This window comes from Dehalococcoidia bacterium, assembly GCA_035310145.1.
GTDB lineage: Bacteria > Chloroflexota > Dehalococcoidia > CAUJGQ01 > CAUJGQ01 > CALFMN01.
Window position 1 is genome coordinate 11,641 of the sequence record DATGEL010000012.1, and the last position, 21,786, is coordinate 33,426.

The window sequence follows — 21,786 nt, forward strand, 5'->3', positions numbered from 1 at the left end:
GGGAGACAGCGTACAGGATGCCGTCGCCCGCGGCTTGAGGCAGACGGCCGGCTGCGCCAAACTGTGCCTGCCGCGCCGCGCAACGAGCGTGCACGGGCCGGCGCGGCCGGCAAGATGGGGGGCTGCGCCACATGGGCGAGACAAGGCAGACGTCGCTGCTCACGGGCGAGGAGTACCTCGCCGGCCTGCGCGACGGCCGCCGCGTCTTCATCGGCGGCGAGCCTGTGGCGGACGTGACCGCGCATCCCGCCTTCCGCAACGCCGCCCGCTCGGTCGCCCGCCTCTACGACGCCCTGCACGATCCCGCGCAGCAGCAGGTCCTGCTCGGCGCCGACCGGCAGGGTATCACCACGCACAAGTTCTTCATGCCCAGCTACTCGGCCGACGAGCTGCTGGCGGCGCGCGAGGCGATCGCCGCCTGGGCGCGGCTGTCGTACGGCTTCATGGGGCGCACGCCCGACTACAAGGCCGCGTTCATGGCCACGCTCGGCGCCGCACCCGAGTTCTACGCGCCGTTTCAGCAGAACGCCGAGCGCTGGTACCGGCGCTTCGCGGAGCGGGCGCTCTTTCTCAACCACGTGCTGATCAACCCGCCGATCGACCGCAACAAGCCCGTGCACGAGGTCGATGACGTCTACGTCCACGTCGTGCGCGAGCGCGACGACGGCATCATCGTCAGCGGCGCCAAGATGCTCGCCACCGGCTCGGCACTCACGCACGCGACCTTCGTCGCACAAAACAGCGCCGCGCATTTGCAGCAGGGTAAGGCCGAAGATTATGCGCTGGTCTTCATCGCGGAGATGAACACGCCCGGCAAGACGCTGATCTGCCGTCGCTCGTATGAGCAGACGGCCGAGTCGCCGTGGGACAACCCGCTCTCCAGCCGCTTCGACGAGAACGACGCGATCGTGATCTTCGACGAGGCGTTCATTCCCTGGGAGAACGTGCTCGTCTACCGCGACGTGCAGAAGGCAACGGGCTTCTACCCCGCCTCCGGCTTCATGAACCGCTACACGCTGCAAGCCGGCACGCGGCTGGCGGTCAAGTTCGACTTCGTCTGCGGCCTGATCGCCAGGGCGCTGGAAGCGAATGGCACCGACGGCTTCCGCGGTGTGCAGGCGCAGCTCGGCGAGCTGATGGGCTGGGGTAACCTGCTCTGGGCGCTGACGGCGGCGCTGGCGCTGGATCCGCAGGAGGGGCCGGGCGGCATGGCGATTCCGAAGGCCGAGTTCGCCGTGCTGGTGCGCCTGTTCGGGGCGATGGCCTGGCCGAAGGTGGAAGAGGTCGTGGCGCAGACGCTCGGCGGCAGCCCGCTCGTCGTGCCCTCGAGCTTCCGCGACCTGCAGAACGCCGAGCTGCGGCCGCTGATCGATCGCTTCTACCGCGGCAGCGGCGATGGCGGTGACGCGCACGACCGCATCAAGCTGTTCAAGCTGCTCTGGGACGCGGTGGGCAGCGAGTTCGGCGCCCGCCACACGCTCTACGAGCGCAACTACGGCGGCAACCACGAGCAGGTGCGGCTGGACGTGCTCGGCTTCAACCGCCGCCGCGGCCGGCTGGAGGAGATGCAGGCACTGGTGGAAAGCTGCCTGGCCGAGTACGACCTCGACGGCTGGAGCGGCGAACCCTGGCGCTGATCGGCGCCCGGCGCGGCGCCGACGTGGGCCGCGCCGACATCAAACGGCAATGCAGCGGCGGCGAGGCTTGTCTGCCTGCCTCGCCGCCGCGAGCAACGTTGCTGGGTCTTACGTTCCGGTCGCGGTGATATGCACCACGCCGATCGGAATGCCCTGCTTGAAGATGCTGACGCCGAACGTCTGGTTGAGGGCGCTGGCGGCGGCGCTCGAAAGCTCAGCCACTGTGCCGTCCAGGTGCACCATGCCCTGGGCGTCTTTGGTCACCTTCACGTCATGACCGTCGAGATCGAGCAGTTGCACCTGCTGGCCGCCGACCGTTGCCGTCAAGGTGGAGGCACCGGGATCGACGACGAAATTCGTCGCGGTGAGCGTCTTATCGCCGGCCGAGAAGGTCAAGCCACCGGAGTGGCTGACGCTGCCGCGGATGAAGGGTAGGTCGTTCTGCGGGTAGATCGAGACGTGGCCGCCGGTGATCGGGAAGCTAACGGCGGTGGTGCCGCCGCTCGGCGCGGCCGTTGCCGGACCGACGGGCGCCACCATCACGTGGTTGTCCGCAAGCACTTTGGCCGTGTCCGGGTTGAGATCGACCACGGTGCTGACACCCGACAGGGTGCTGATCGTCGCCGTCGGCTTGGCCGCCGTGTTGGCATTGTTCTTGCTCGAGCAGGCGGCAACCAGCACCGCCACGCCGATCAGGATCGCGACGCTGAGCATGCGTATCCGGCTGGGAAACATCGATCGACTCCTTATGCGATATGCTGAATTAGGAGAGCAGCAGCGATGGGCAGGCTGAATCGTGTGCAGTCGCCGCCGATTGCACACACGGGATTGGCGGCCGCGAGAACTGAACCGGTCACCCCTAGTACGGAGCGCAGGCGGCCTTGGCTCACCGCCGCGCTGCTTCCTTCGGCCCATCGCGCTGCGCGGCGGCGGACAGGGTGCGTGCGTGCGCGCTGTGCAGCGGCCGCCCGGGGCAGCGTAGGGCCCTGGTGACATCCGTCCGGGCGTCACCGCCGCCACGGCTTGTTGCGTACAATCGATACAACCGGTGCTGGCGGTGCGAATGGCGTGATCAAAGCACCAGCACCCAGGGGGCGCAGATGCCCGACTTCGGCGTCGACCAGGCGAAGCAGCGCGTGACCGATGCGCTGCGATCCGGCAACTGGCAGAGCGTCGACGCCCAGGTCACCGCCTACGGCGCCGCCGTGCGTGCCGAGGCGCGCTGGCAGGCGCTGCAAGAGGCGATCGCGGCCCTGCAGGACATCGCCGAGAAGGACGGCGGCAGCGTGGCCGACTGCCTCGCCGCCGTGCGCCGCCTGCAATGAGCCGCACCCTGGGCCTGTCCGACGGCGCGCTGCTGTTCCTGACCAACCCCCGGAACGTGATCTCAGGCGTGCGTCGGCACGCCTCGCCCGTTCCGCTGCTTCTGCTGCTCGCCGCGCTCAGTCTCTCGCAGATGCCGGTGCAGGCCGCGACCCGACAGGAGGTGCCGGCGGCAACCATCGCCGTTATCCGCGCCGGCGACCTCTTTCTGCTCGATACAGCGACGGGCCGTCAGATCCGGCTCACGACAGACGGCGATAACCTCGACCCGGCGTGGGATCCGAGCGGCTCTGTGCTCACCTTCGTGAAGAGCCGTCCGCCCGACCCCGCAGCGGTCTGGCGCTGGACCGCGGCCGGCGGCGCCGAACAGGCCGGCTTTCCCGCGTTCTGGGGCGTTGTCTCGCCCGACGGCGACTCGTGGGCCTACCCCGACTACGACCGCAGCGCCCCGAACCCCCACTGGGCGCCGGCCATCGCCTGGATCACCGAGCATCGCCTGCGCGGGCCGATCTCGCCCACGTTCGAACCGAGTGTGACAGGCAAGGTTGGCGTGCACTGGGAGCCGATCGCCTGGTCGCCCGACAGCCGCGAGCTGGCGCTGGCACGCTTCAACGCGCTGCCGTCGACGCCGCTGCCGAAGGATTTCAACTACACCGCCGACACCACCCTCTGGCTGACCGTTGGCGATCCGCTCGCCGGCAAACGAACGCAACTGCAAATGCCGAACGACTGCTGCGGCCAGCTCGGCGTGCCAGATGTCGCCTGGTTCTCGCCCGATGGCCGCTTCCTCACGGTCGGCGTTGGTCCGGCGATGCCGTGCAGCTCCTGCCGCGCCGATGGGCTGCCGTTCTACGCCGTGCCGGTGGATGGCGGCGCGCCGATCGCCCTCGGCAGCGGGCTGGCTCGTGGCACTGTGGCGTGGGCGCCCGACGATTCCTTCGTCGTCCTGTCGGGACCGCTCGGGCGTTTCGCCTACACCGACAAGCATCTCTACCTGACCGAAACGGCAACCGGCGCCCAGCGGCAACTCACCAACGACCGTACGGCGGCCGATACCGTGGCCGCCGTGTCGCCTAACGGCCGGCTGATCGCCTTCGTACGGGCGCACGACCCCGGCAGTGCCGCCGGTGGCCCTGTCGCTCCCTCCGCCGCACGCCGCATCTGGCTGGCGACGCCAGACGGCGGCCTGCGCCAGCTCGACCCCGGCGCGGACGGCTGGGGCGATGATGTACCGGCCTGGACACCGGATGGCCGCTGGGTCGTCTTCACCCGGTCGCGACCCTCCGACGGCACGCTGGAGCTGTGGGCCGCGCCGGTTGCCGGCGGCCCGCCGCGGCGGCTCGCGAGCGGTCTCGGCCCGCCGCCAACCGGACCCGTGGCGGGTCAGCAGCCGGTCTTCCTCGCCTCTGATTACTTCGCGGTTCAGCCCAACCCGGCTGTGCGGGCAACACGGCTCGCGCCGCTTGGCAGCGGCGGCGCACCACGCCACGGCCGCGCACCGCTGCTTTCGGTTTGCGCGGGGCTGGCGCTGCTGGGTGCCGGCCGCGGTCTGCTGCGGCTGGCGCGGCGCGCTGATGGCAGCGTTGCGTAGTCCGCTTGCCGGCACGACCCGTGCAGCCGATGCATCGGTTGGACCCAGCGTGGCCCGCGTCCGTATCAAAAGTGGCGGCCGACGGCGTAGCAGGCGAGCAGGTTGCCGGAGCTTTCCCAGGTTCGCGATTCGATCAGCTTCAGCGATACGCCTGGCTGACCCATGACCAGCGGCGTGCCTGCACCGGCGATCACCGGGGAATAGGTCAGGTGCAGCTCGTCGACGAGGTCGTGCACGAGCAGGTCGTTCCACAGCGTGCGCCCGCCGAGGATGAGGATCTCTCCGCCGTCCTGCTGCCTGAGCGCCCGCACCTCCTGGTGCGCGTCCGCTCTACTCGCGATGCGCGTGTTGTGCCACGGCGCCAGCTCATCAGCGCCGAGCTGATCCGAGATCACGACCTTCTCGATATCACGCATCAAGCGCGCGATCTCTTGCCTGATCGCGGTGGCCGGCGCGCCGTCAAGGATTCCCGTCCAGTACTCCTTACAGCTCAGGAAGAAGGAGCCGCTGCCGATCAGCCAGGCGCCCGCGCTGCGCAGGCGCTCGGCGTTGTAGTGGTCAAACCGGTCGTCGCCGCGGTAGTCCGGGTGCGTGTAGCGAAACAGCGCGCCGAGACTCCTGTTCTCCCCTTCGTAGAATCCATCCAGCGAAACCATGTTACTGACGATGACTTTGCCCACGATGCGGAACTCCTGGAGCATGAGGGAGCATGAGAATAATCGCGGCAGCCCGCGATGGCGGCTGCCCCACGTTCCCGGTATCGGCCAGGCGGTGCCGGGCGCCGGACGCCGGCACCTGGCCACCTTATGCATGATGCCGACTCACGACAACGAAACGAATAGAGGGCATTCTGCGGCCTCGGTAGAGACGTCTACAGCCCCGCAGATCTCCTGCGCCTGCCGCCGCCAGTAGCTTGTGGACGCCGGCACGGCGGCATCTGATCGGCTCTGCGCTATCCGGCCCGGAAACGGACACCGGCCTGCAGCACACCGCTACGGGGCAGTGAGGATCGCGAAGGCGCGATCGAGTGCGTCCAGGAAGTCCGCGGAGCCGTCGACATAGGGCAGCGAGTACTGCCGACATTCCTCTTTCAGAAAGCGGCTGTACGCAAGCATCTCCGTGATCAGGCCGTCAAGCTGCGCGTCCGTGTGCTGCCTGACCCAGTCGTTCGCTTCACCGCCGAAGCCGCGGATCTCGCGCCGCTTGCGCACGGGATCCGCGCTCGTGTAACCGATGAAGCAGATGCGTACGGCCTCGCCCCAGGCCTGATGCAGCTCCGCCGCGTGCCTGGGCTGGAGGGCCGCGCCCTCGAACAGAAAGTCATACGACTCTTCCAGCACGTTGACCGCCATGGCCCTCACAACCGGCCAAAGCCGCTCGCCGATCACCACTTCGGCGGCGTCGGGGTCTATGCCGGCTACCGGCAGGCCGTTGGCGATCCCCATCATCAGGATGTCGATCGGCAGGTACGGAACCTGCCGCGCGACCAGCAGGCGCCGAGCGAGCTTTGACTTCCCGGCACGAGACGCACCCCCCAGGAGGTAGAGCATGGCGTGCCCGTGCACCCCATCACTGCCCGCGGCGACCAGCCGCACGCGGCTCAGGCAAATCCAGACGCGGCGACTCTCCCGCTGATGTCGGCCAGCGCCAGGTCGTCGCGGTAGACCGTGCCGCCGCGCATCACGAAGACGACGCGCTCTTTCAGCGCGGTGATCGCTTGCAGCGGGTTGCCGTCGATCACGACGAGGTCGGCCTGCTTGCCCGGCTCCAGCGAGCCGATCTCGGCGTCCAGCCGCAGCAGCCGCGCCGCCCCGATCGCGCCGGCCGCGATCGCCTGCTCCGGCTTCATGCCCGCCTCGGCCATGAACTGGTACTCCTCGGCGTTATCGCCGGCCTTGAAGCGGCTGGGCGCGCCGTTGTCGCTGCCCAGCGCGATCGGCACGCCGCAGGCCAGCGCCGTCTGCAAGCTGCGCACGTGCTGCTCGTGCACACCCAGCGCCCGCTGCCAGCGCCAGGGCTCGGCAATGCGCTTGAACTCGTAGTAGACGAACGGCCCGAACGTGGGCACGAGATAGATGCCGCGTTCGGCCATGCGCCGGCAGACCTCCTCATCCAGGTAGATGCCGTGGTCGATCGAGTTCACGCCGGCCTCGACGGCGTTGCGGATGCCCTTGAGGCTGATCGCGTGCGTCTGGTTCAGCTTGCCCAGCTTGTGCGACTGGTCGACCGCGGCGGCGATCTCCTCCACGGTGTAGTGCTCGGTGTCGATCTCCTGGTTCGCCGTGGCGATGCCGCCGGAGATGGCAAGGATCTTGATGCTGTCCACGCCCAGACGCAGGATCTGCCGCCGCACCTCGGCGCGGATCGCGTCCGGCCCGTCGACTTCGCTGGCCCAGAAGTGGCCGTGGCCGGCGGTGCAGGTGATGCCCGGCCCGCTGGCGATGATGCGCGGCCCCCAGACCAGCCCCTCGCGGATCGCGTCACGCACATCCACGTCCACGCCGTACTTCGTGCCGGCGCTGCGGATCGTGGTGAAGCCGGCGCGCAGCGTGCGTTGCGCCGCCTCCACCGTGCGCAGCGCCTGCATGCCGGGTGGCTCGTTCTCGTGTGTGGGGTCGTAGTCGCCGCCGCCGGGATGGCAGTGCGTGTCGATCATGCCGGGCATCAGCGTGCGGCCCTGCAGGTCGATCACGGTCAGGCCGTCGCGCCGCCGCTCGGCCAGCCGCGGGCCGACTTCGGCGATGCGGCCGTCCTCCACCAGCAGGGCGCCGCGCTGCTGGTAGCCGCCGAGCCCGTCGAGCAGCAGGGCATTGAGGAAGAGGTGCATGCCGGCAGCATAGCACCCGCGCGTCGGCGCCGGCCGCTCTCACGAATCGTGGGGTATAATAAGGACACGGTCTATCCTTCAGAATGCAGCAGTTGATCGTTTCATACGGTAGAGCGCCGCACAATCGCTGTGTCCGGCGTCGTGGATGAGACCGGCCCTCCGGCCGATCGGCGGGCCGGCAGGTAATGTGAGAGGAACGTGTCACTATGCCTCGCAAGACCGCCCGCTACGGTTGGATTCCCGACGAGCCAGACTACCGCGACTATCTCTACGCCGCGCCACCGGCCGTCCTGATCACGCTGCCGAGCAGCGCCGACCTGCGCCCCCAGTGTCCGCCCGTCTACGACCAGGGGCAGCTCGGCAGTTGCACGGCCAACGCCATCGCCGGCGCCTTTCAGTTCGACGAGCTCAAACAGCAACTGGCGGCCAGCTTCACCCCCTCGCGCCTCTTCGTCTACTACAACGAGCGGGCGATAGAGGGCACCACGGGCACCGACGCGGGCGCCCGCATCCGCGACGGCGTCAAGAGCATCGCTAAACAGGGCGTATGCCCCGAGAGCGAGTGGCCGTACGATCCGGCGCAGTTTGCGAAAAAGCCGTCCGCGAAGTGCTACCGCGACGCGCTGCAGAACCGGGCCATCCAGTATCAGCGCGTGCTGCAGGACCTGATGCAGATCAAGGGCTGCATCGCCTCCGGCTTCCCGGTGATCTTCGGCTTCACCGTTTACGACAGCTTCGAGAGCCAGCAGGTGGCGCAGACGGGCGTGGTGCCGCTGCCGGCGCCGACGGAGACCGTGATCGGTGGGCACGCCGTCGTCGCGGTAGGCTACGATGACGCCAGTCAACGCTTCATCGTACGCAACTCCTGGGGCACGGGCTGGGGTATGCAGGGCTACTGCACCATGCCCTACGCCTACCTCGTGCAGGCGACCCTCGCCAGCGACTTCTGGACGGTGCGCCTCGTGGCCTGACCACCGCATTGCCGGCCGGGAGTATCAACAGCGCGGCGGTCCGCCCCTACACTGCATGCGTCGGAGCCGGGGCAGCGCACCGGCAGGGGAGGCGGGACGATGGCCGAGTTTCAGCCCGGCGAGCGTGTGCTGGTGGACGTCGCCGCCGGCATCCTGCCCGGCGAGCACGCCGCGCCGGACTGGCAGCCCGGCACGGTGGACGAGCGCCTGGAGAACGGCTACTACCGCGTGCGCCTGGACATCGAGATCGGCGGCCGCGCGGCGGTGAAGGAGGCCGCGCCCGAGCACGTGCGCCCGCTGCGTTGAGCCGGCGACCGCTTGAGGCGCGCACGGCTTTCGGTCGCTCGCGCGCTTACAGATGGTTTCAAAACCAGCGTTCTGGTGGTCATGCACGCGCAGCACACGACGATGGAGCCGGTTTTGAAACCATGGCTTAGCGCGCCTGCCAGATCCGCTCCGGCCGCCCGCCGGTCTGCAGCCGGGCGAGCAGACCGCCGCTGCTGGCAGCGAACACCAGCAGGTCGTTTCCATCCGCCGGCAGCGCGTAGAGGCGAGCGCCGTCGGGGCTGAGGCGCAGGCCGACGATCGCCTGGCCGCCGAGTATCCGCCCGCGCGGCTGCAACGTGCCCGTATCGATCGCCAGTACGCCGTTGCCGGTCGCGACGAAGAGTGTGCCGCCATCCGCCGAGAGTGCGGCGCCGCCGTGCATGAGCTGCTTGGCCGCGGCGGGAGCCGGTGCGAGCCACTGCAGCAGCGCCTCAAGCGGCCCGCGTAACCGAGGCGGCTGCGCGCCGAGCATCACGGAGCGACGCACCGTGTTGCTGTTCAGGTCGATCGTGACAACCTGGCCGCTGGCGCTGTTCACCGCGTAGAGCAGGCTGCCGCCCGGACTCAAGGCCAGCGACCAGGCCAGCAGCAGATCCTCCTGCGCAGGCGAGCCCGCCGCGGCACCGCGCCCCGGCGGGTTCGGCAGGTCGATGCAGACGGCGAAGCGTCCGGAGAGCGTGAGCGCGTGCACGAAGGCGCCGTCCGGCCCGTTGGTGTAGAGGCTGTAGAGCCGGTCCCCGTTCGGCGCGGCCACGGCGGTGAGGCGCAGGCCGCGCATCTGCTCAGGGCCGCCCTTCTCCACCACGATCGTCGGATCGAGCGCGCCGGCGTTCAGGTCGAAGCGGCGCACGCGGTAGTCGAGCGAGCCGTTGACGTCGGGCCGTGTGCGCTCGGTGAGGAACAGCGAGGCGCCGTCGTCGCTGAGCGCGTCGAACTCGAAGCTGCCGTCCAGCGCCACCAGTTTCGGCGGCGTCATGAAGCTGGTGTCAACCACGGCAAGCTCGCTGCTCCGTGCGGCATAGTCGCCGTGTGAGGTTGCGGTCAGCGCCAGCCAGCGGCCGCTGGGCGAAAGGCCGCCCGGCGTGCCGTCCAGGTCGGTTGCGGCCAGCGCGTAGTCGCCGTCGAGCGCCTGCTGGCGCAGCACGGCGCCGCTGGCCGGATCGATCGCTTGCACGATGGTCTGCGTGCTGGCGCCGCCGCGCGGCGCGACCGTATAGAGCGCGGACCAGTCCGGCGCCGGCACGCCGTCCGGCAGCAGTCGTTCGATCGCGCCGCCGGCGGCGTCGATCACGGCGATCTGCTCCGCCGATGCGCCGGCCACGCGCACGAAGACGCGCTCGCCGTTGGGCGGCGGCTGCCCGGCGCTGCTCCCCCGCGCCGCGGCCGGCGAGGATGGCGACTGCTGGCGGGACGCCGCGCCCGCGCCGCAGGCGAGGCACGCGACACCGCCGGCGAGCAGGAGGGCATGAAGCAAGCGAGACGTACGCATATCCGGCTCCTTGATCGATCCGCAGCTCGGGTCTGCACGTCTTACATCCCGCGCCGCCGATCGGTTCCCGCCGCGGCCTCAACGGGCCGACTCCGCGATGCGCAGGGCCGCGTCCCGCGCAAGGTTTGCCTCCAGCCGCAGCGTCAGCGCGCCGTGCTCCCACAGCAGCGTGTTGCCCGCCAGGCGGATGCGGTCCTGCCGCACCTGGCCGTCCGGCGCGTGGTAGAAAACGACGTGCGGCGCTCCTTCCAGCCACCAGCCCGCTTCGCCGCCCACGGTCAGCGGCGTGAGCGTGGTGCCCGGGCTCACGCCCTTGCCGAGGAAATCGGGCTCGATGCCGCCGCGAAACTCGCTGAGCAGCAGGCCCACACCCGTCGTTGCCGCGGGCGGCAGCCCCGGCCGCGGCGCGTAGAGCAACGTTACCGCGCCGCCCGGCACGCTGCGATCGAGGTAGACCGCGTTCGGCGCTCCCAGCGCGGCGGGCACGAACACACGGAAGCCGGCGGCCGCCTCCGCTTCCGCCAGCGACACGGGTTCGCCCAGTTGCAGCGCCGTCGCCGCCGGCGAGCCGGCCGGCGTGGCGCTCGGCCGCGGGTGCGGCGTCAGGCTCGGCGCCAGCGTGATGTGCACGCCGCGCAGACCGAGGCGGTCGGCCACGGCGTTGCGAGCGGAGGGCGAGAGCAGCAACGCCAGCCCGGCCAGCAGCGCCACGAACAGCAGCGCGGCTCCCGCAAGCCAGCCCGCCGCCGGCCGCGGCGCCCAGAACGGCCGCGGCCGGCGCGCCTGCCGCCGCTGTGGCAGCGAGGCGCGCACCCGCGCGGCAAGCTCCGGCTCCGGCGGGAAGGCGAGGGCGCCGGCCAGCTCGCGCAGGGCGCGCGCCAGCTCGACGTCGCTAAGCGGGCGGCGGCGCTCAGTCATCGACCGCCTCCTCGCCCGCCCCGCCAAGCCGCGCCCGCAGCCGGGCCAGCGCCCGCGAGAGCCGCGACTTGACCGTGCCACGCGGACAGCCCAGCGCTTCGGCCATCTCGGCCTCCGACAGCTCGAACAGGTAGCGATGGGCGATCACCAGCCGTTCCTCGGGGCGCAGGCCGTTGAGCGCCTCCAGCAGCGCGGCGCGGCGCTCGGCGGCCAGCGCCGCATCCTCGGACGATGGCGGATCCTCGCCGGCTGCCGGCAGCTCGGCCGCGCGCAGCGCCAGGCGGCCGCGCCGCGAGGCCGCGCTGCGCCGGTTGCGCGCTTCGTTGGCGACGATGCGCAGCAGCCAGGGCCGCAGGGGCGCGCCCGCACGGAAGCGCGGCAACGCCTGCCACGCCTTCAGAAACGCCTCCTGCGCGGCGTCTTCGGCCTCGGCCGCGTCGCCCAGCAGTACGAAGGCGACGCGGAAGGCGAGCGCCTGGTAGCGTCGCACCAGCATCTCGTAGGCCGCCGCTTCGCCGCCGCGCGCCCGCTCGACGAGCTCGCTCTCCTCCAGAGTCGGCCTCCGCCGGGGTGCATGCATCTGTCATACAACGCCGGCGCCCGCGCGGTTCCCGGCAAGCGCCCAACCGGCGGCAGCGACGACAACCGCCGCCATGCCATACTGTGGGCGAACGAAGGGCGCCGCGTTGAACGCCGCAGGAGGGGACGTCATGACGCGCTATGTGAAATCGGCCGAGGAGATCCGCGCGCTGCTGCGCCTGCACGCCGAGCCGGCCTTTCTGGGCCGCCGCGGCCTCGCGATCCAGTTCGAGACGGACCCCGCGTTCGTGCGCGCCGTGCTGCCGCCGCCGCTCGTGCCGGCGGAGCGGCCGCTGGCTTCGGTGGGCATCAGCTCGTTCCGCGCCTCCAACTGCGTCGGGCCGTTCGACGGCGGCGCGATCACCGTGCGCTGCCGCTACGGCGAAGGTGGTGGAATCGAAGGGCAGTACTGCATCACCATGCCGATGAGCACCGACACCGCCGTGATCTACGGCCGCGAGCTGTACGCCGAGCCGAAGAAGCTCGCCGCTGTCACGCTCGAACGCGAAGGCAACCGCGCCCGCGCCACGGTCACGCGCCATGGCGTCGCCTATATCGAGCTCGACGCCGAGCTGAGCGAGCCGGTGCCCGACGGCGATTCCGAGGTGAACAACTTCTACTTCAAGTACACGATCGCCGCCGACGGCAGCGGTCTCGACCACGACCCGCTGCTCGTCTGCGTGCGCAGCGAATCCACGATCCGTAACGCCGTGCGCGGCAGCGGCACGATCCGCTTCGCCGCCAGCCCGCACGACCCCGTGGCCGATATCCCCATCGTGCGCGTGCTCGGCGCCGTCTGGAGCGAGGGCGACACCTTCACCCACGGCCGCACCCTCGGCAGCGTGCCGGCGGACCAGTTCCTGCCCTACGCCTTCGCCAAGATGGACGACCTGACGTGCGTCGCCGCGTCCGCGGAGGCGCTCGCGCCGATCGGTTAAGACATGGTTTCAAAACCGGCGTTCACGTGCGATCGCATCTCTGCAAGCGGGAACTCGAGCCGGTTTTGAAACCATCTGTAAGGGAAGGCGGGGCGCCTAACCCTGACGGCGAAGCCGTCAGGGTTAGGCGCCCCGGGGTGATCTGCCACAAAACGTCCGCAAACTCCCGCGTGGCGACACTTGCGATTTGTGCCCAATGGCGACAGAATGGAACAAACGTTCTGTGTTCGTCATAACATCTACGCCGCGCATTGCTGTAATGGTGTATCAAGAAGTGTGCGCACCCGCGCGTGAGGTGGCCCGTGAATCCGGAGTCCGAGGCGCTGGCGCGGCGCTTCGAGCAGTCCGCAACCGAGGCGGAGGCCGAGATCGCCGCCATCCCCGATGTTCGCTGGGACGCGCTCTGCGCCGCCGAGGGCTGGCCGGTGGCCGTCGTCGCTTGCCACGTCGCCGAGGGGCATCGCTTCATCGCCGGCGCGATCCGGCGCGCCGCCGGCCTCTGCGAGATCGACCCGCTGGGCGGCGAGGACATCCACACGATCAACGCCCGCCACGCGCGCGAGCACTTCGCCGTCGCTAAGGACGAGGTGCTGCGCGCCTCGCACGAGAACACCGCCTATCTCGCCGGCATCATCCGGGCGTTGACACCTGAGCAGCTCGAGCGCACCCGCGAGCTGGCGCCGGGCCGGCCGCGGCTGAGCGTGCGCCAAATCGTCGAGCTGGCCGCCTGCGGCCACATCGAGAACCACATGCAGAGCGTCCGCGCCGCCGTGCGCGGCCAGGGCGTCACGGCCTGAACGCGCACGGATCTGCAGCGGGGTAGGCGTGGCGCCGGGGCTTGTTGGCCCTCCACCACGCCGTGGAAGACACAGAACGAAAGGAGCATCACCATGCCGGGTCAAACCCGACTCTACGCCGGCACGAAGAAGGGCGGCTTCCGCTTCAGCTCTTGCGACGGCCGCGCCAGCTGGCACACCGAGGAGCCGGTGCTGAAGGGCTGGAGCCTCAACCACCTGATCGAAGACCCGCGCGACCCGCGCCGCGTCTACGCCGCCGCCAACCACGCCGTCTGGGGGCCGATGTTCCCACGCAGCTGCGACGGCGGCCAGACCTGGGACGAGAAAGGCCCCTCGCCGGCGTTTCCCGCCGAGGACGGCCGCACGGTGGCCGCCGCCTGGTGCGTGCGCCCGGGCCACGCCGACCACCCCGGCGAGGTCTGGGCCGGGGCCGACCCGGCCGCCCTCTTCCGCTCCGAGGACTGGGGGCAAAGCTGGCAGTCCGTGCCTGGCCTCACCGACCACCCGACGCGCCAGGCCGGCATGTGGCAGCCCGGCGGCGGTGGCCTCATCATTCACAACGTCAGCCTCGATCCGGCCAACGCCAACAGCCTGATTGCCACGATCTCGGCCGGCGGCGTCTTCCGCAGCGAGGACGGCGGCGTCACCTGGCAGGCGAGCAACAGCGGCCTGCGCGCCGGCTTCATGCCCGACGCCACGGTCGAGGCCGGCCACTGCGTGCACCGCCTCGAACGCTCGCCCGCCGACCCGAACTTCCTCTTCCAGCAGAACCACTGCGGCGCCTACCGCAGCGCCGACGGCGGCCGCACCTGGCAGGAGGTCACGGCCGGCCTGCCTTCGGAGTTCGGTTTCGCCGCCGCGGCGCATCCGCATGAGGCACACACCTTCTACTGCGCCCCGCTCGTGGCCGACGCGTTTCGCGCCTTCCACGACGGCAAGATGACGATCTGGCGCACGCGCGACGGCGGCGACAGCTGGGAGCCGCTGCGCAACGGTCTGCCGCAGGAAAGCGCCTATCTCTGCGTCTACCGCGGCGCCATGGTCACCGACGAGCACGACCCGGCCGGCGTCTACGTCGGCACCAGCACCGGCCAGATCTTCGCCAGCCGCGACGGCGGCGACTCCTGGACGCTGCTCGCCGACTTCCTGCCGCCGGTGCTCTCACTCACGGTGGCGACGGATGGCTAAGCGACGCACGGACGGGGTGGCGGCCACGTCGCTGACGCTGAGCGCGAGCGCGGCACGGGCGTTGATGCTCGCCGCGCAGGGGTTGCTGCGCGAACCCGAGCGGCAGGCGACAAAGGACGACCTGCTCACCTGCATCCGCCAGATGGGTGCGCTGCAAATCGACACGATCCACGTCGTGGCGCGCAGTCCCTACTTCGTGCTCTGGAGCCGGCTCGGCGCGTACGCGCCGGGCTGGCTCGACGAGCTGCTGGCCGAAGGCGCCCTGTTCGAGTACTGGGCGCACGCCGCCTGCATGCTGCCGATCGAGGACTTTCCCTTGTTTCGCCGGCTGCGGCTCGCGGGCCTGCGCGACGTGCACGGCAGCGACGGCTGGCTGCGGCAATACGGCGAGGTGTCCGAACGTGTGCTCGCCCACGTGCGCGAGCGTGGCCCCACGCGGGCGCTGGATTTCGAGGGCGATGGCGCCGCCCGCGGCGGCTGGTGGGACTGGAAGCCGGAGACGCGTGCGCTCGATTATCTGCACACCACGATGGCGCTGATGATCGTGCGGCGCGAACGTTTCCAGCGGCTGTACGACCTGCGCGAGCGCATCCTGCCCGCCTGGGACGATGCGTCCACGCCGCCGCTGCCCGAGGTCTACCGCGCCCTCACGCTGAAGGCGCTGCGGGCGCTGGGCGTGGCGAAAGCGAGCTGGCTGCCCGACTACTTCCGCCTGCCGAAGGCCGGCGTCGCCGCGGCGCTGCGCGAGCTGGTCGAGGCCGGCGAGGCGCTGCCGGCCAGCGTGGACGGCTGGTCTGAGCCAGTCTACATCGCACGAGAAGAGCTGCCGTTGGTCGATCAGGCGGCTGCGGGCGCGTTGCGCCCCGAGCGCACGACGCTGCTCACCCCGTTCGACCCGCTGATCTGGCACCGCGCCCGCCTGCGCGAGGCGTTCGCCTTCGACTACCTGCTGGAATGTTACGTGCCGGCAGCGAAGCGTCGCTACGGCTACTTCACGCTCGCCATTCTGCACGGCGACGCCGTGGTCGGCCGGCTGGACGCGAAGGCGCAACGCAAAGCGGGCCAGTTCGAGGTCTTCAACCTCTACCTTGAGCCGGAGATTGCGCCGGACGGCGAGCTCGCGGCCGCGATCGCCTCAGCGTTGCGCGACTGCGCCGCCTGGCACGCCACGCCGGAGGTCGTCGTGCGCCGCAGCGAGCCTGCTGGCTTCGCCGCGCAGCTGCAGCGCAACCTGTAAACGGAAGGCCGCAGCACCGCCGCGAGCGTGCCGGAGAGCGAGGACGTGCTACTGCCCCGACCGCGAGGCGAATGCGGCGATCGTCGGGTCGTCGAGCGGGCCGAGGTGCTTTCGCCGCAGAAAGTCGTGCACGCGGCCGGCGAACGCGCGCAGCAAGCAGGCCGTCGCCTCCCACGCCTGCTCCACGACCGCGGCCGGGTAGCGCAGCCGCTCGCACGCCTCGAGAAACTCGTCTTCGTCCACCAGGCGCGGCGGCGCGTCCGGCTCCAGCACTACGTCGAGGTCAAGATCGATGTAGGAGATCAGCTCGCCGTCGAAAACCGCGGGCGTCTGCACGTTGCCGTACCAGTGGCGCAGTCCGTGCGGCTCGCCGAGGTCGAAGACGCTGTACCAGCGGTCGGACCAGAGATAGTGCACCACGGGGCGATGCCGCAGCACAGCGAGGGTGCTGCCGTCCCCGGTGAGCGCCGTGCCGAGCGGGTGAACGATCGTCGCCCGCCCGTTGCACCGCGCCGCCAGCAGTCCACGGATGGCCCAGTTGAGCCGCCCGTCGAAGCAGAGCTTGCGCACCAACACCTGGCGCCCGGGTTCGCTGTCGCCCGGCAGGCCGCCTATCCGTTCATCCGGCATGGTAGATTGGGCTCCGTTCAGGCACGCGCCCTACATTTATTATTTGCGCCCCGCGCTGGCCTTCAGCGGCCCGCATCGACTATAATGGTGTTGCAGAGGGCGGCGGGGCGCGGTCGAGATCCGTGCACTTCGGTGTTGCCTGCTGCGCCCCGTTGCACCTGTGTGAGCAGCGACGCGCCTCACCGTCTCGATGAGGAGCGTTGGTTTGTGCGGCTGCCGCGCCGGGCGCGGGAACGAACACGCGGGCGCGCGTGCACATGAGAGCGAATGTATGGTAGACCAACTCCCCCGCGAGGCACAGGTGAACGGCAAGTACGATGCCTCCAACATCCAGGTGTTGGAGGGGTTGGAGGCCGTGCGCCGCCGCCCCGGCATGTACATCGGCAGCACGGACCACCGCGGCCTGCACCACCTCGTCTACGAGATCGTCGACAACAGCACCGACGAGGCGATGGCCGGCTACGGCGACCGTATCGAGATCACGCTCAAGGCCGACGGCTGGGTGCTGGTCTCCGACAACGGCCGCGGCATTCCCGTGGACAAGCACGCCAAGACCGGCCGCTCCGCCCTGGAAACCGTGATGACCGTGCTGCACGCGGGCGGCAAGTTCGGCGGCGGCGGCTACAAGGTCTCCGGCGGTCTGCACGGCGTCGGCGCCTCCGTCGTCAATGCGCTCTCCACCCAGCTCTGGGTCGAGGTGCGGCGCGAGGGCAAGGTCTGGCGGCAGGAGTACCGCAAAGGCATCCCCACCGGCGACGCGAAGCCCGTACGCAAGATGCGCGAGGACGAGCACACCGGCACGACCACCGCCTGGATCGCGGACCCTGACATCTTCAAGACCGCGGACGGCATCGCCGGCTACGACTTCGATACGCTCGCCCAGCGCTTCCGCGAGATGGCCTATTTGACCAAGGGCCTCTGGATTCACCTGGCCGACGAGCGCGACGACAACGAGGTCAACTTCTACTTCGAGGGCGGCATCCAGAGCTTCGTGCGGCACATCAACGCCGAGCGCGAGGTGATCAACAAGACGCCGATCTACATCGACAAAGAGCGCGAGGGCGTCGCGGTCGAGGTCGCGATCCAGTACAACACCGGCTTCAGCGAGTCCTGCCTTGCCTTCGCCAACACGATCAACACCGTGGACGGCGGCACGCACCTGACCGGGTTTCGCACGGCGCTCACCCGTGCCCTCAACGACCACGCGCGCAAGGCGAAGCTGCTCAAGGAGAACGAGTCGGCCCTCTCCGGCGACGACGTGCGCGAGGGCATCGTGGCGGTGATCTCCGTCAAGCTCGCCGAGCCGCAGTTCGAGGGGCAGACCAAGGGCAAGCTGGGCAACGCCGAGGTCGAGGGCATCACCCGCTCCGTTGTCACCGAGGGGCTGATCCAGTTCCTCGAAGAGCACCCGGCGGAGACCAAGCGCATCGTTGAGAAGTGCCTCACCTCGCAGCGGGCGCGCATCGCCGCACAGCACGCGCGCGAGACGGTGATCCGCAAGGGCGCGCTCGAAGGCACGATGCTGCCCGGCAAGCTGGCCGACTGCTCCGAGCGCAACCCGGAGTTCTGCGAGATCTACCTCGTCGAGGGCGACTCGGCCGGCGGCAGCGCCAAGAACGGCCGCGACCGCCGCACGCAGGCGATCCTGCCGCTGCGCGGTAAGATCCTCAACGTCGAGCGGGCGCGCGTCGACAAGATGCTGGCGCACGAGGAGATTCGCGCCCTGATCACGGCGCTGGGCTGCGGCTACGGTAGCGAGGTCAAGCTGGAGAAGCTCCGCTACCACCGCGTCGTGATCATGACGGACGCGGACGTCGACGGCGCTCACATCCGCACATTATTGCTGACGTTCTTCTTCCGCAACATGAAAGAGGTGATCGAGGCCGGCCATCTCTACATCGCGCAGCCGCCGCTGTACAAGATCACGCATGGCCGCAACGCCGTCTACGTCTACAGCGACAAGGAGAAGGACGCCTACATCGCGAAGCTGCGCGACGGCCGCCAGCCCGGCATCCAGCGCTACAAGGGCCTGGGCGAGATGAACCCGCAGCAGCTCTGGGAGACGACGATGGACCCGGAGCGCCGCACGATGCTCAAGGTCAACGTGCAGGACGCGGCCCTGGCCGACGAGATCTTCTCCCACCTGATGGGCGACGACGTGCAGCACCGTAAGCGCTTCATCCAGGCGCACAGCACGCAGGTGAAGAACCTGGACGTGTAAGGCGGCCAAGGATCAGGTGTTAGGGAAATATAGAGAAGGGCGGCCCCGGAGTGGGCGCCGCCCTTTCCGTTTGTGGGCGTTGAGCGGCGCGCTACGCGGGCTGCAGCTCGGGCGGCACGCTGAAGCCGTAGAGCTGGGCGGCGTTAAGGCCGAGGACCTTGCGGCGGTCGGCGAGCGGTAGCTGGCCCATCGTGCGCTCGATTACATCGGCGGAGTGCGGCCAGGTGCCTTCGTGGTGCGGGTAGTCGTTGCCCCAGAGGATCTTCTCCGCGCCGCCGAAGTAGCGCATCGTGTCGATGCCCATCGGGTCGTCGCCGAACGTCGCCCAGCCCTGTCGCTTGAAGTACTCGCTTGGCAGCAGCGGCAGCTTCGGCGAAACGGCCCAGTGGTGCTTGTGATAGCCCTCGTCCGCTGCCCACAGCGTCCACGCCAGCCAGCCGATTCCGGCCTCCACCGTGACGAAGCGCAGATTCGGGTGGCGCTCCAGCACGCCGGAGGCGCAGAGCTGCACCACCGGCTCGATTGCGGTCGAGAGCGCGTGCACGACGTAGTTGATCACGGCGCCGCCGTTGCCGCTGGCCGTGCGCGGGTCTTTGCCCGTGCCGACGTGGAAGCTGATCGGCATCCCCGTCTCTTCGATCGCCGCCCACAGCGGCTCGAACAGCGGCAGGTTGTAGCCGGGGCGCCGCTCGCTGGGCGGCGCCGTGCCCAGCGGCTGCACCGGCAGGAAGACGCCGCGGTAGCCCAGCTTCGCCACGCGCTCGACCTCGGCCACGGCGCCGTCGACATCCGCGGGGGCGACGGCGGCCACCGGCGCCATGCGATCTTCGTAGCCGCGGAAGAGCTCGATCGCCCAGTCGTTCCAGACGCGGCACATGGCGGCCTGCATCTGCGGATCGGGCGAGGCCCACATCGCCAGGCCGCGGTTCGGGTAGATGATTTCGGCGTCGATGCCGTCGCGGGCGTGGTCGCGCAGCCGTTCTTCCGGGTCGCGGCTGCCGGCCTTCGAGCGCTCCAGGTCCTCGCCCTCGAGCTTAAGGTCGCGCACGCGCACCGGTCGGTGGCCCTCGACCACCGACCACTTCTGCCCGGAGGCGTCGACCTCGATGCGCGGCAGGCGCGAGCGGAAGGCGCCGTCGATGCGCGTCTCCCACAGGTCCGGCGGCTCGGCCACGTGGCAGTCGGCGGAGACGATGAAGTAGCGCTTGCCAGTTGCCGCGGCGCTTGCCGCCGGTGCGGTGGTGGTGGTCATGGCGCTGCTCCTTCAGGCGTTCCCTGCGCGGCGGCCTCTGCGCCAGTTGTATCACAGCGCCGCCGCCCCTGCCCACGCACGGCGGCGACGCCTAACCCCGCCGCGCCAGAAGGCCCGTCCGCACGGGAAGTCTCTGTCTGACATGGGCGCCCAGCGCCCATCGAGCACCGTTGCGCTGCGCTCTGGCCCGACGCGGGAAGGGTAGGTTCGAGAGCTACCGAGAGTGCTCGACCCGCGCCCTCTCCTTGGAGGAAAGGCCCAGCCGAGCCCGAGCGAGGCAGGGAGAGGCGCTCCGGGCTGGCGCGATATTCGGCAAACAGGCATGTTTTCCGCGGAGGCACGCGGCGGCTTCCGCGGCGGCATCCCCGGAAGCGCCTTGTATGGTTGGAGCGCGTCTGGACAGCGTTCGCGGGCGGGTATAGAATCCGCCACGTTCTGCCGGCACGGGCCGCTGCAGAGCGAGAATGCGCGGAGGAGCGTGTGCCATGGCGAGCGAGGCGATGCAGGCGTTGACGGCGCAGATCCGAGAGCAGGCGGGGGCGCTTGGCGAACTCGATCTGCCCGGTATGCGCGCCTGGTACGACGGCGTGGGCACGCAGACGCCGCTTGGCGCCGACGTGAAGGTGCAGGAGGTCAGCGCCGGCGGCGTGCCGGCGGAGTGGGTCTCGACGCCGGATGCCGGCAACGGCGTTGTGCTCTACCTGCACGGCGGCGGCTACGTAATCGGCTCGCCCACCAGCCACCGCGAGCTGTGCTCGCGCATCGCCCGCGCCTCCGGCGCCCGCGTGCTGCTGCTCAACTACCGCCTGGCGCCGGAGAGCCCCTTCCCGGCGGCGGTGGATGACGCGGTGAAGGCCTACCGCTTCCTGCTGGCCGAGGGCGTCGAACCGTCGAAGATCATCGTCTCCGGTGATTCGGCCGGCGGCGGTCTGACGCTGGCCACGCTGGTGGCGCTGCGCGACGCGGGCGAGCGCCTGCCCGCCGGCGGCGTGCCGCTCTCCGCCTGGACCGACCTGGCGCAGACGGGCGGCACGATCCAGAGCAAGGCGGAGGAGGATCCGATCGTCACCGGTGAGATGCTGACGGGGATGTCCGCAACCTACCTCAACGGCGCGGACAACACGCATCCGCTCGCCTCACCGCTCTACGCCGACTTCACCGGGCTGCCGCCGCTGCTGCTGCAGGTGGGCACGGCCGAGACACTGCTGGACGACACCCGCCGCGCGGCGGAGCGGGCCAGGGCCGCCGGCGTCGACGTGAAGGTGGAGGAGTACGACGGCGCCTTCCATGTTTTCCAGCAGATGGGGCCGGATACGCCCGAATCGCAGCAGGCGCTGGAGAGCATCGGCAGCTTCGTGCGGCAACGCACCGCCGCGGGCGTGACGGCGTAGCGGCGCGAGGCCGGGCAGCACCGGCCGGCTACGCGCTGCTCGACCATACCGCCGACGTGGGCGTGCGGGCCTGGGGGCCGGACCCGGCCGCGGCCTTCGCGCAGGCGGCGCGCGGGCTGTTCGCCGTGGTGCTGGACGCCGACCCGCTGACCTGGCACGGCCCTGGCCGGCCGGCGACGCGCGTGGCGGCCGCGGCAGGCACAACGTGGCAGGCGCTGCTGGTCAACTGGCTGTCCGAGCTGCTCTACCTGTTCGAGGTCGAGCGTTTCGTGCCGCGCACGATCGCGGTGACGGAGTGCGCGCCGCCGCGTGTGACAGCGCTGCTTACGGGCACGGTGCTCGAACGGCTGGACGCTGCCGGCGGCACGGCGGTGAAGGCGGTGACCTATCACCAGCTCGCCGTCGCGATCGGTCCGCGGCGCAGTGAAGTGCGCGTGATCCTGGACATCTGACGGTTTTCACCCAGATTG

The 21,786-nt window shown here is 70.1% G+C and carries 21 protein-coding genes; 12 read left to right on the forward strand and 9 right to left on the reverse strand.

What is annotated here, in order from left to right; all coding sequences use genetic code 11:
• Positions 1 to 131 precede the first annotated feature (131 nt).
• Entirely contained in the window at positions 132 to 1,637 is a 1,506-nt protein-coding gene (locus VKV26_02055) for a 4-hydroxyphenylacetate 3-hydroxylase family protein (GenBank protein ID HLZ68670.1), read from the forward strand.
• Positions 1,638 to 1,745: 108 nt separating this feature from the next.
• Here the strand turns inward: VKV26_02055 and VKV26_02060 are convergent, their stop codons facing one another.
• A complete protein-coding gene (locus tag VKV26_02060) occupies positions 1,746 to 2,372 on the reverse strand; it encodes a hypothetical protein (GenBank protein HLZ68671.1) in 627 nt (208 codons plus the stop codon).
• Positions 2,373 to 2,737: 365 nt separating this feature from the next.
• Here VKV26_02060 and VKV26_02065 point away from each other — a divergent pair, with 365 nt between their 5' ends.
• Positions 2,738 to 2,962: a hypothetical protein gene (locus VKV26_02065; protein ID HLZ68672.1), complete on the forward strand. Its 225-nt coding sequence runs from the start codon at positions 2,738 to 2,740 to the stop codon at positions 2,960 to 2,962.
• Entirely contained in the window at positions 2,959 to 4,551 is a 1,593-nt protein-coding gene (locus tag VKV26_02070) for a hypothetical protein (protein ID HLZ68673.1), read from the forward strand. The genes VKV26_02065 and VKV26_02070 overlap by 4 nt, the downstream gene beginning before the upstream one ends.
• A 65-nt stretch (positions 4,552 to 4,616) precedes the next feature.
• Here VKV26_02070 and VKV26_02075 read toward each other — a convergent pair whose 3' ends face one another.
• The 3 genes from VKV26_02075 to VKV26_02085 form a co-directional block, all read right to left on the reverse strand.
• Positions 4,617 to 5,252 carry a dihydrofolate reductase family protein gene (locus tag VKV26_02075; protein ID HLZ68674.1) on the reverse strand — a complete coding sequence of 212 codons (636 nt, stop codon included), beginning with the start codon at positions 5,250 to 5,252 and terminating at the stop codon, positions 4,617 to 4,619.
• A 291-nt stretch (positions 5,253 to 5,543) separates the two neighbouring features.
• Positions 5,544 to 6,146, reverse strand: a complete 603-nt coding sequence (locus tag VKV26_02080; protein ID HLZ68675.1) for a hypothetical protein — start codon at positions 6,144 to 6,146, stop codon at positions 5,544 to 5,546.
• 5 nt (positions 6,147 to 6,151) lie between these two features.
• Positions 6,152 to 7,378 carry an amidohydrolase family protein gene (locus VKV26_02085; protein HLZ68676.1) on the reverse strand — a complete coding sequence of 409 codons (1,227 nt, stop codon included), beginning with the start codon at positions 7,376 to 7,378 and terminating at the stop codon, positions 6,152 to 6,154.
• A 206-nt stretch (positions 7,379 to 7,584) separates the two neighbouring features.
• On the opposite strand from VKV26_02085, the gene VKV26_02090 reads away from it, so the two are divergent.
• The gene (locus VKV26_02090) at positions 7,585 to 8,349 is read left to right on the forward strand and encodes a C1 family peptidase (GenBank protein ID HLZ68677.1); all 765 of its coding nucleotides are present in this window, start codon (positions 7,585 to 7,587) and stop codon (positions 8,347 to 8,349) included.
• Between the two features lie 99 nt (positions 8,350 to 8,448).
• Positions 8,449 to 8,655, forward strand: a complete 207-nt coding sequence (locus VKV26_02095; GenBank protein HLZ68678.1) for a hypothetical protein — start codon at positions 8,449 to 8,451, stop codon at positions 8,653 to 8,655.
• Positions 8,656 to 8,782: 127 nt separating this feature from the next.
• Here the strand turns inward: VKV26_02095 and VKV26_02100 are convergent, their stop codons facing one another.
• From VKV26_02100 to VKV26_02110, 3 genes are all read right to left on the reverse strand, one after another.
• Complete coding sequence (locus VKV26_02100; protein HLZ68679.1) at positions 8,783 to 10,165, reverse strand: hypothetical protein; 1,383 nt, start codon at positions 10,163 to 10,165, stop codon at positions 8,783 to 8,785.
• A gap of 78 nt (positions 10,166 to 10,243) precedes the next feature.
• Positions 10,244 to 11,083, reverse strand: a complete 840-nt coding sequence (locus tag VKV26_02105; GenBank protein HLZ68680.1) for a hypothetical protein — start codon at positions 11,081 to 11,083, stop codon at positions 10,244 to 10,246.
• Entirely contained in the window at positions 11,076 to 11,663 is a 588-nt protein-coding gene (locus tag VKV26_02110; GenBank protein HLZ68681.1) for a sigma-70 family RNA polymerase sigma factor, read from the reverse strand. The genes VKV26_02105 and VKV26_02110 overlap by 8 nt, the downstream gene beginning before the upstream one ends.
• A 130-nt stretch (positions 11,664 to 11,793) precedes the next feature.
• Between VKV26_02110 and VKV26_02115 the strand changes: the two genes are divergently transcribed.
• From VKV26_02115 to VKV26_02130, 4 genes are all read left to right on the forward strand, one after another.
• Positions 11,794 to 12,600, forward strand: coding sequence for an acetoacetate decarboxylase family protein (locus VKV26_02115; protein ID HLZ68682.1), 807 nt, complete (start codon positions 11,794 to 11,796; stop codon positions 12,598 to 12,600).
• A gap of 302 nt (positions 12,601 to 12,902) precedes the next feature.
• A complete protein-coding gene (locus tag VKV26_02120) occupies positions 12,903 to 13,397 on the forward strand; it encodes a maleylpyruvate isomerase N-terminal domain-containing protein (protein ID HLZ68683.1) in 495 nt (164 codons plus the stop codon).
• Positions 13,398 to 13,490: 93 nt separating this feature from the next.
• A complete protein-coding gene (locus VKV26_02125; protein ID HLZ68684.1) occupies positions 13,491 to 14,585 on the forward strand; it encodes a hypothetical protein in 1,095 nt (364 codons plus the stop codon).
• Positions 14,578 to 15,822 (forward strand): crosslink repair DNA glycosylase YcaQ family protein, encoded by a 1,245-nt coding sequence (locus tag VKV26_02130; GenBank protein ID HLZ68685.1) that lies wholly within the window; start codon positions 14,578 to 14,580, stop codon positions 15,820 to 15,822. The genes VKV26_02125 and VKV26_02130 overlap by 8 nt, the downstream gene beginning before the upstream one ends.
• Before the next feature lie 48 nt (positions 15,823 to 15,870).
• On the opposite strand, the gene VKV26_02135 is transcribed toward VKV26_02130, so the two are convergent.
• Positions 15,871 to 16,452, reverse strand: a complete 582-nt coding sequence (locus VKV26_02135) for a DUF402 domain-containing protein (GenBank protein HLZ68686.1) — start codon at positions 16,450 to 16,452, stop codon at positions 15,871 to 15,873.
• A 271-nt stretch (positions 16,453 to 16,723) separates the two neighbouring features.
• Here VKV26_02135 and gyrB point away from each other — a divergent pair, with 271 nt between their 5' ends.
• Complete coding sequence (gyrB, locus tag VKV26_02140; protein ID HLZ68687.1) at positions 16,724 to 18,673, forward strand: DNA topoisomerase (ATP-hydrolyzing) subunit B; 1,950 nt, start codon at positions 16,724 to 16,726, stop codon at positions 18,671 to 18,673.
• 91 nt (positions 18,674 to 18,764) lie between these two features.
• Here the strand turns inward: gyrB and VKV26_02145 are convergent, their stop codons facing one another.
• On the reverse strand, positions 18,765 to 19,925 hold the full coding sequence (locus tag VKV26_02145; protein HLZ68688.1) for an amidohydrolase family protein: 1,161 nt from the start codon (positions 19,923 to 19,925) through the stop codon (positions 18,765 to 18,767).
• A 485-nt stretch (positions 19,926 to 20,410) separates the two neighbouring features.
• Here VKV26_02145 and VKV26_02150 point away from each other — a divergent pair, with 485 nt between their 5' ends.
• Complete coding sequence (locus tag VKV26_02150; protein ID HLZ68689.1) at positions 20,411 to 21,316, forward strand: alpha/beta hydrolase; 906 nt, start codon at positions 20,411 to 20,413, stop codon at positions 21,314 to 21,316.
• 35 nt (positions 21,317 to 21,351) lie between these two features.
• On the forward strand, positions 21,352 to 21,768 hold the full coding sequence (locus tag VKV26_02155) for an archease (GenBank protein ID HLZ68690.1): 417 nt from the start codon (positions 21,352 to 21,354) through the stop codon (positions 21,766 to 21,768).
• The last annotated feature ends 18 nt before the right edge of the window (positions 21,769 to 21,786 follow it).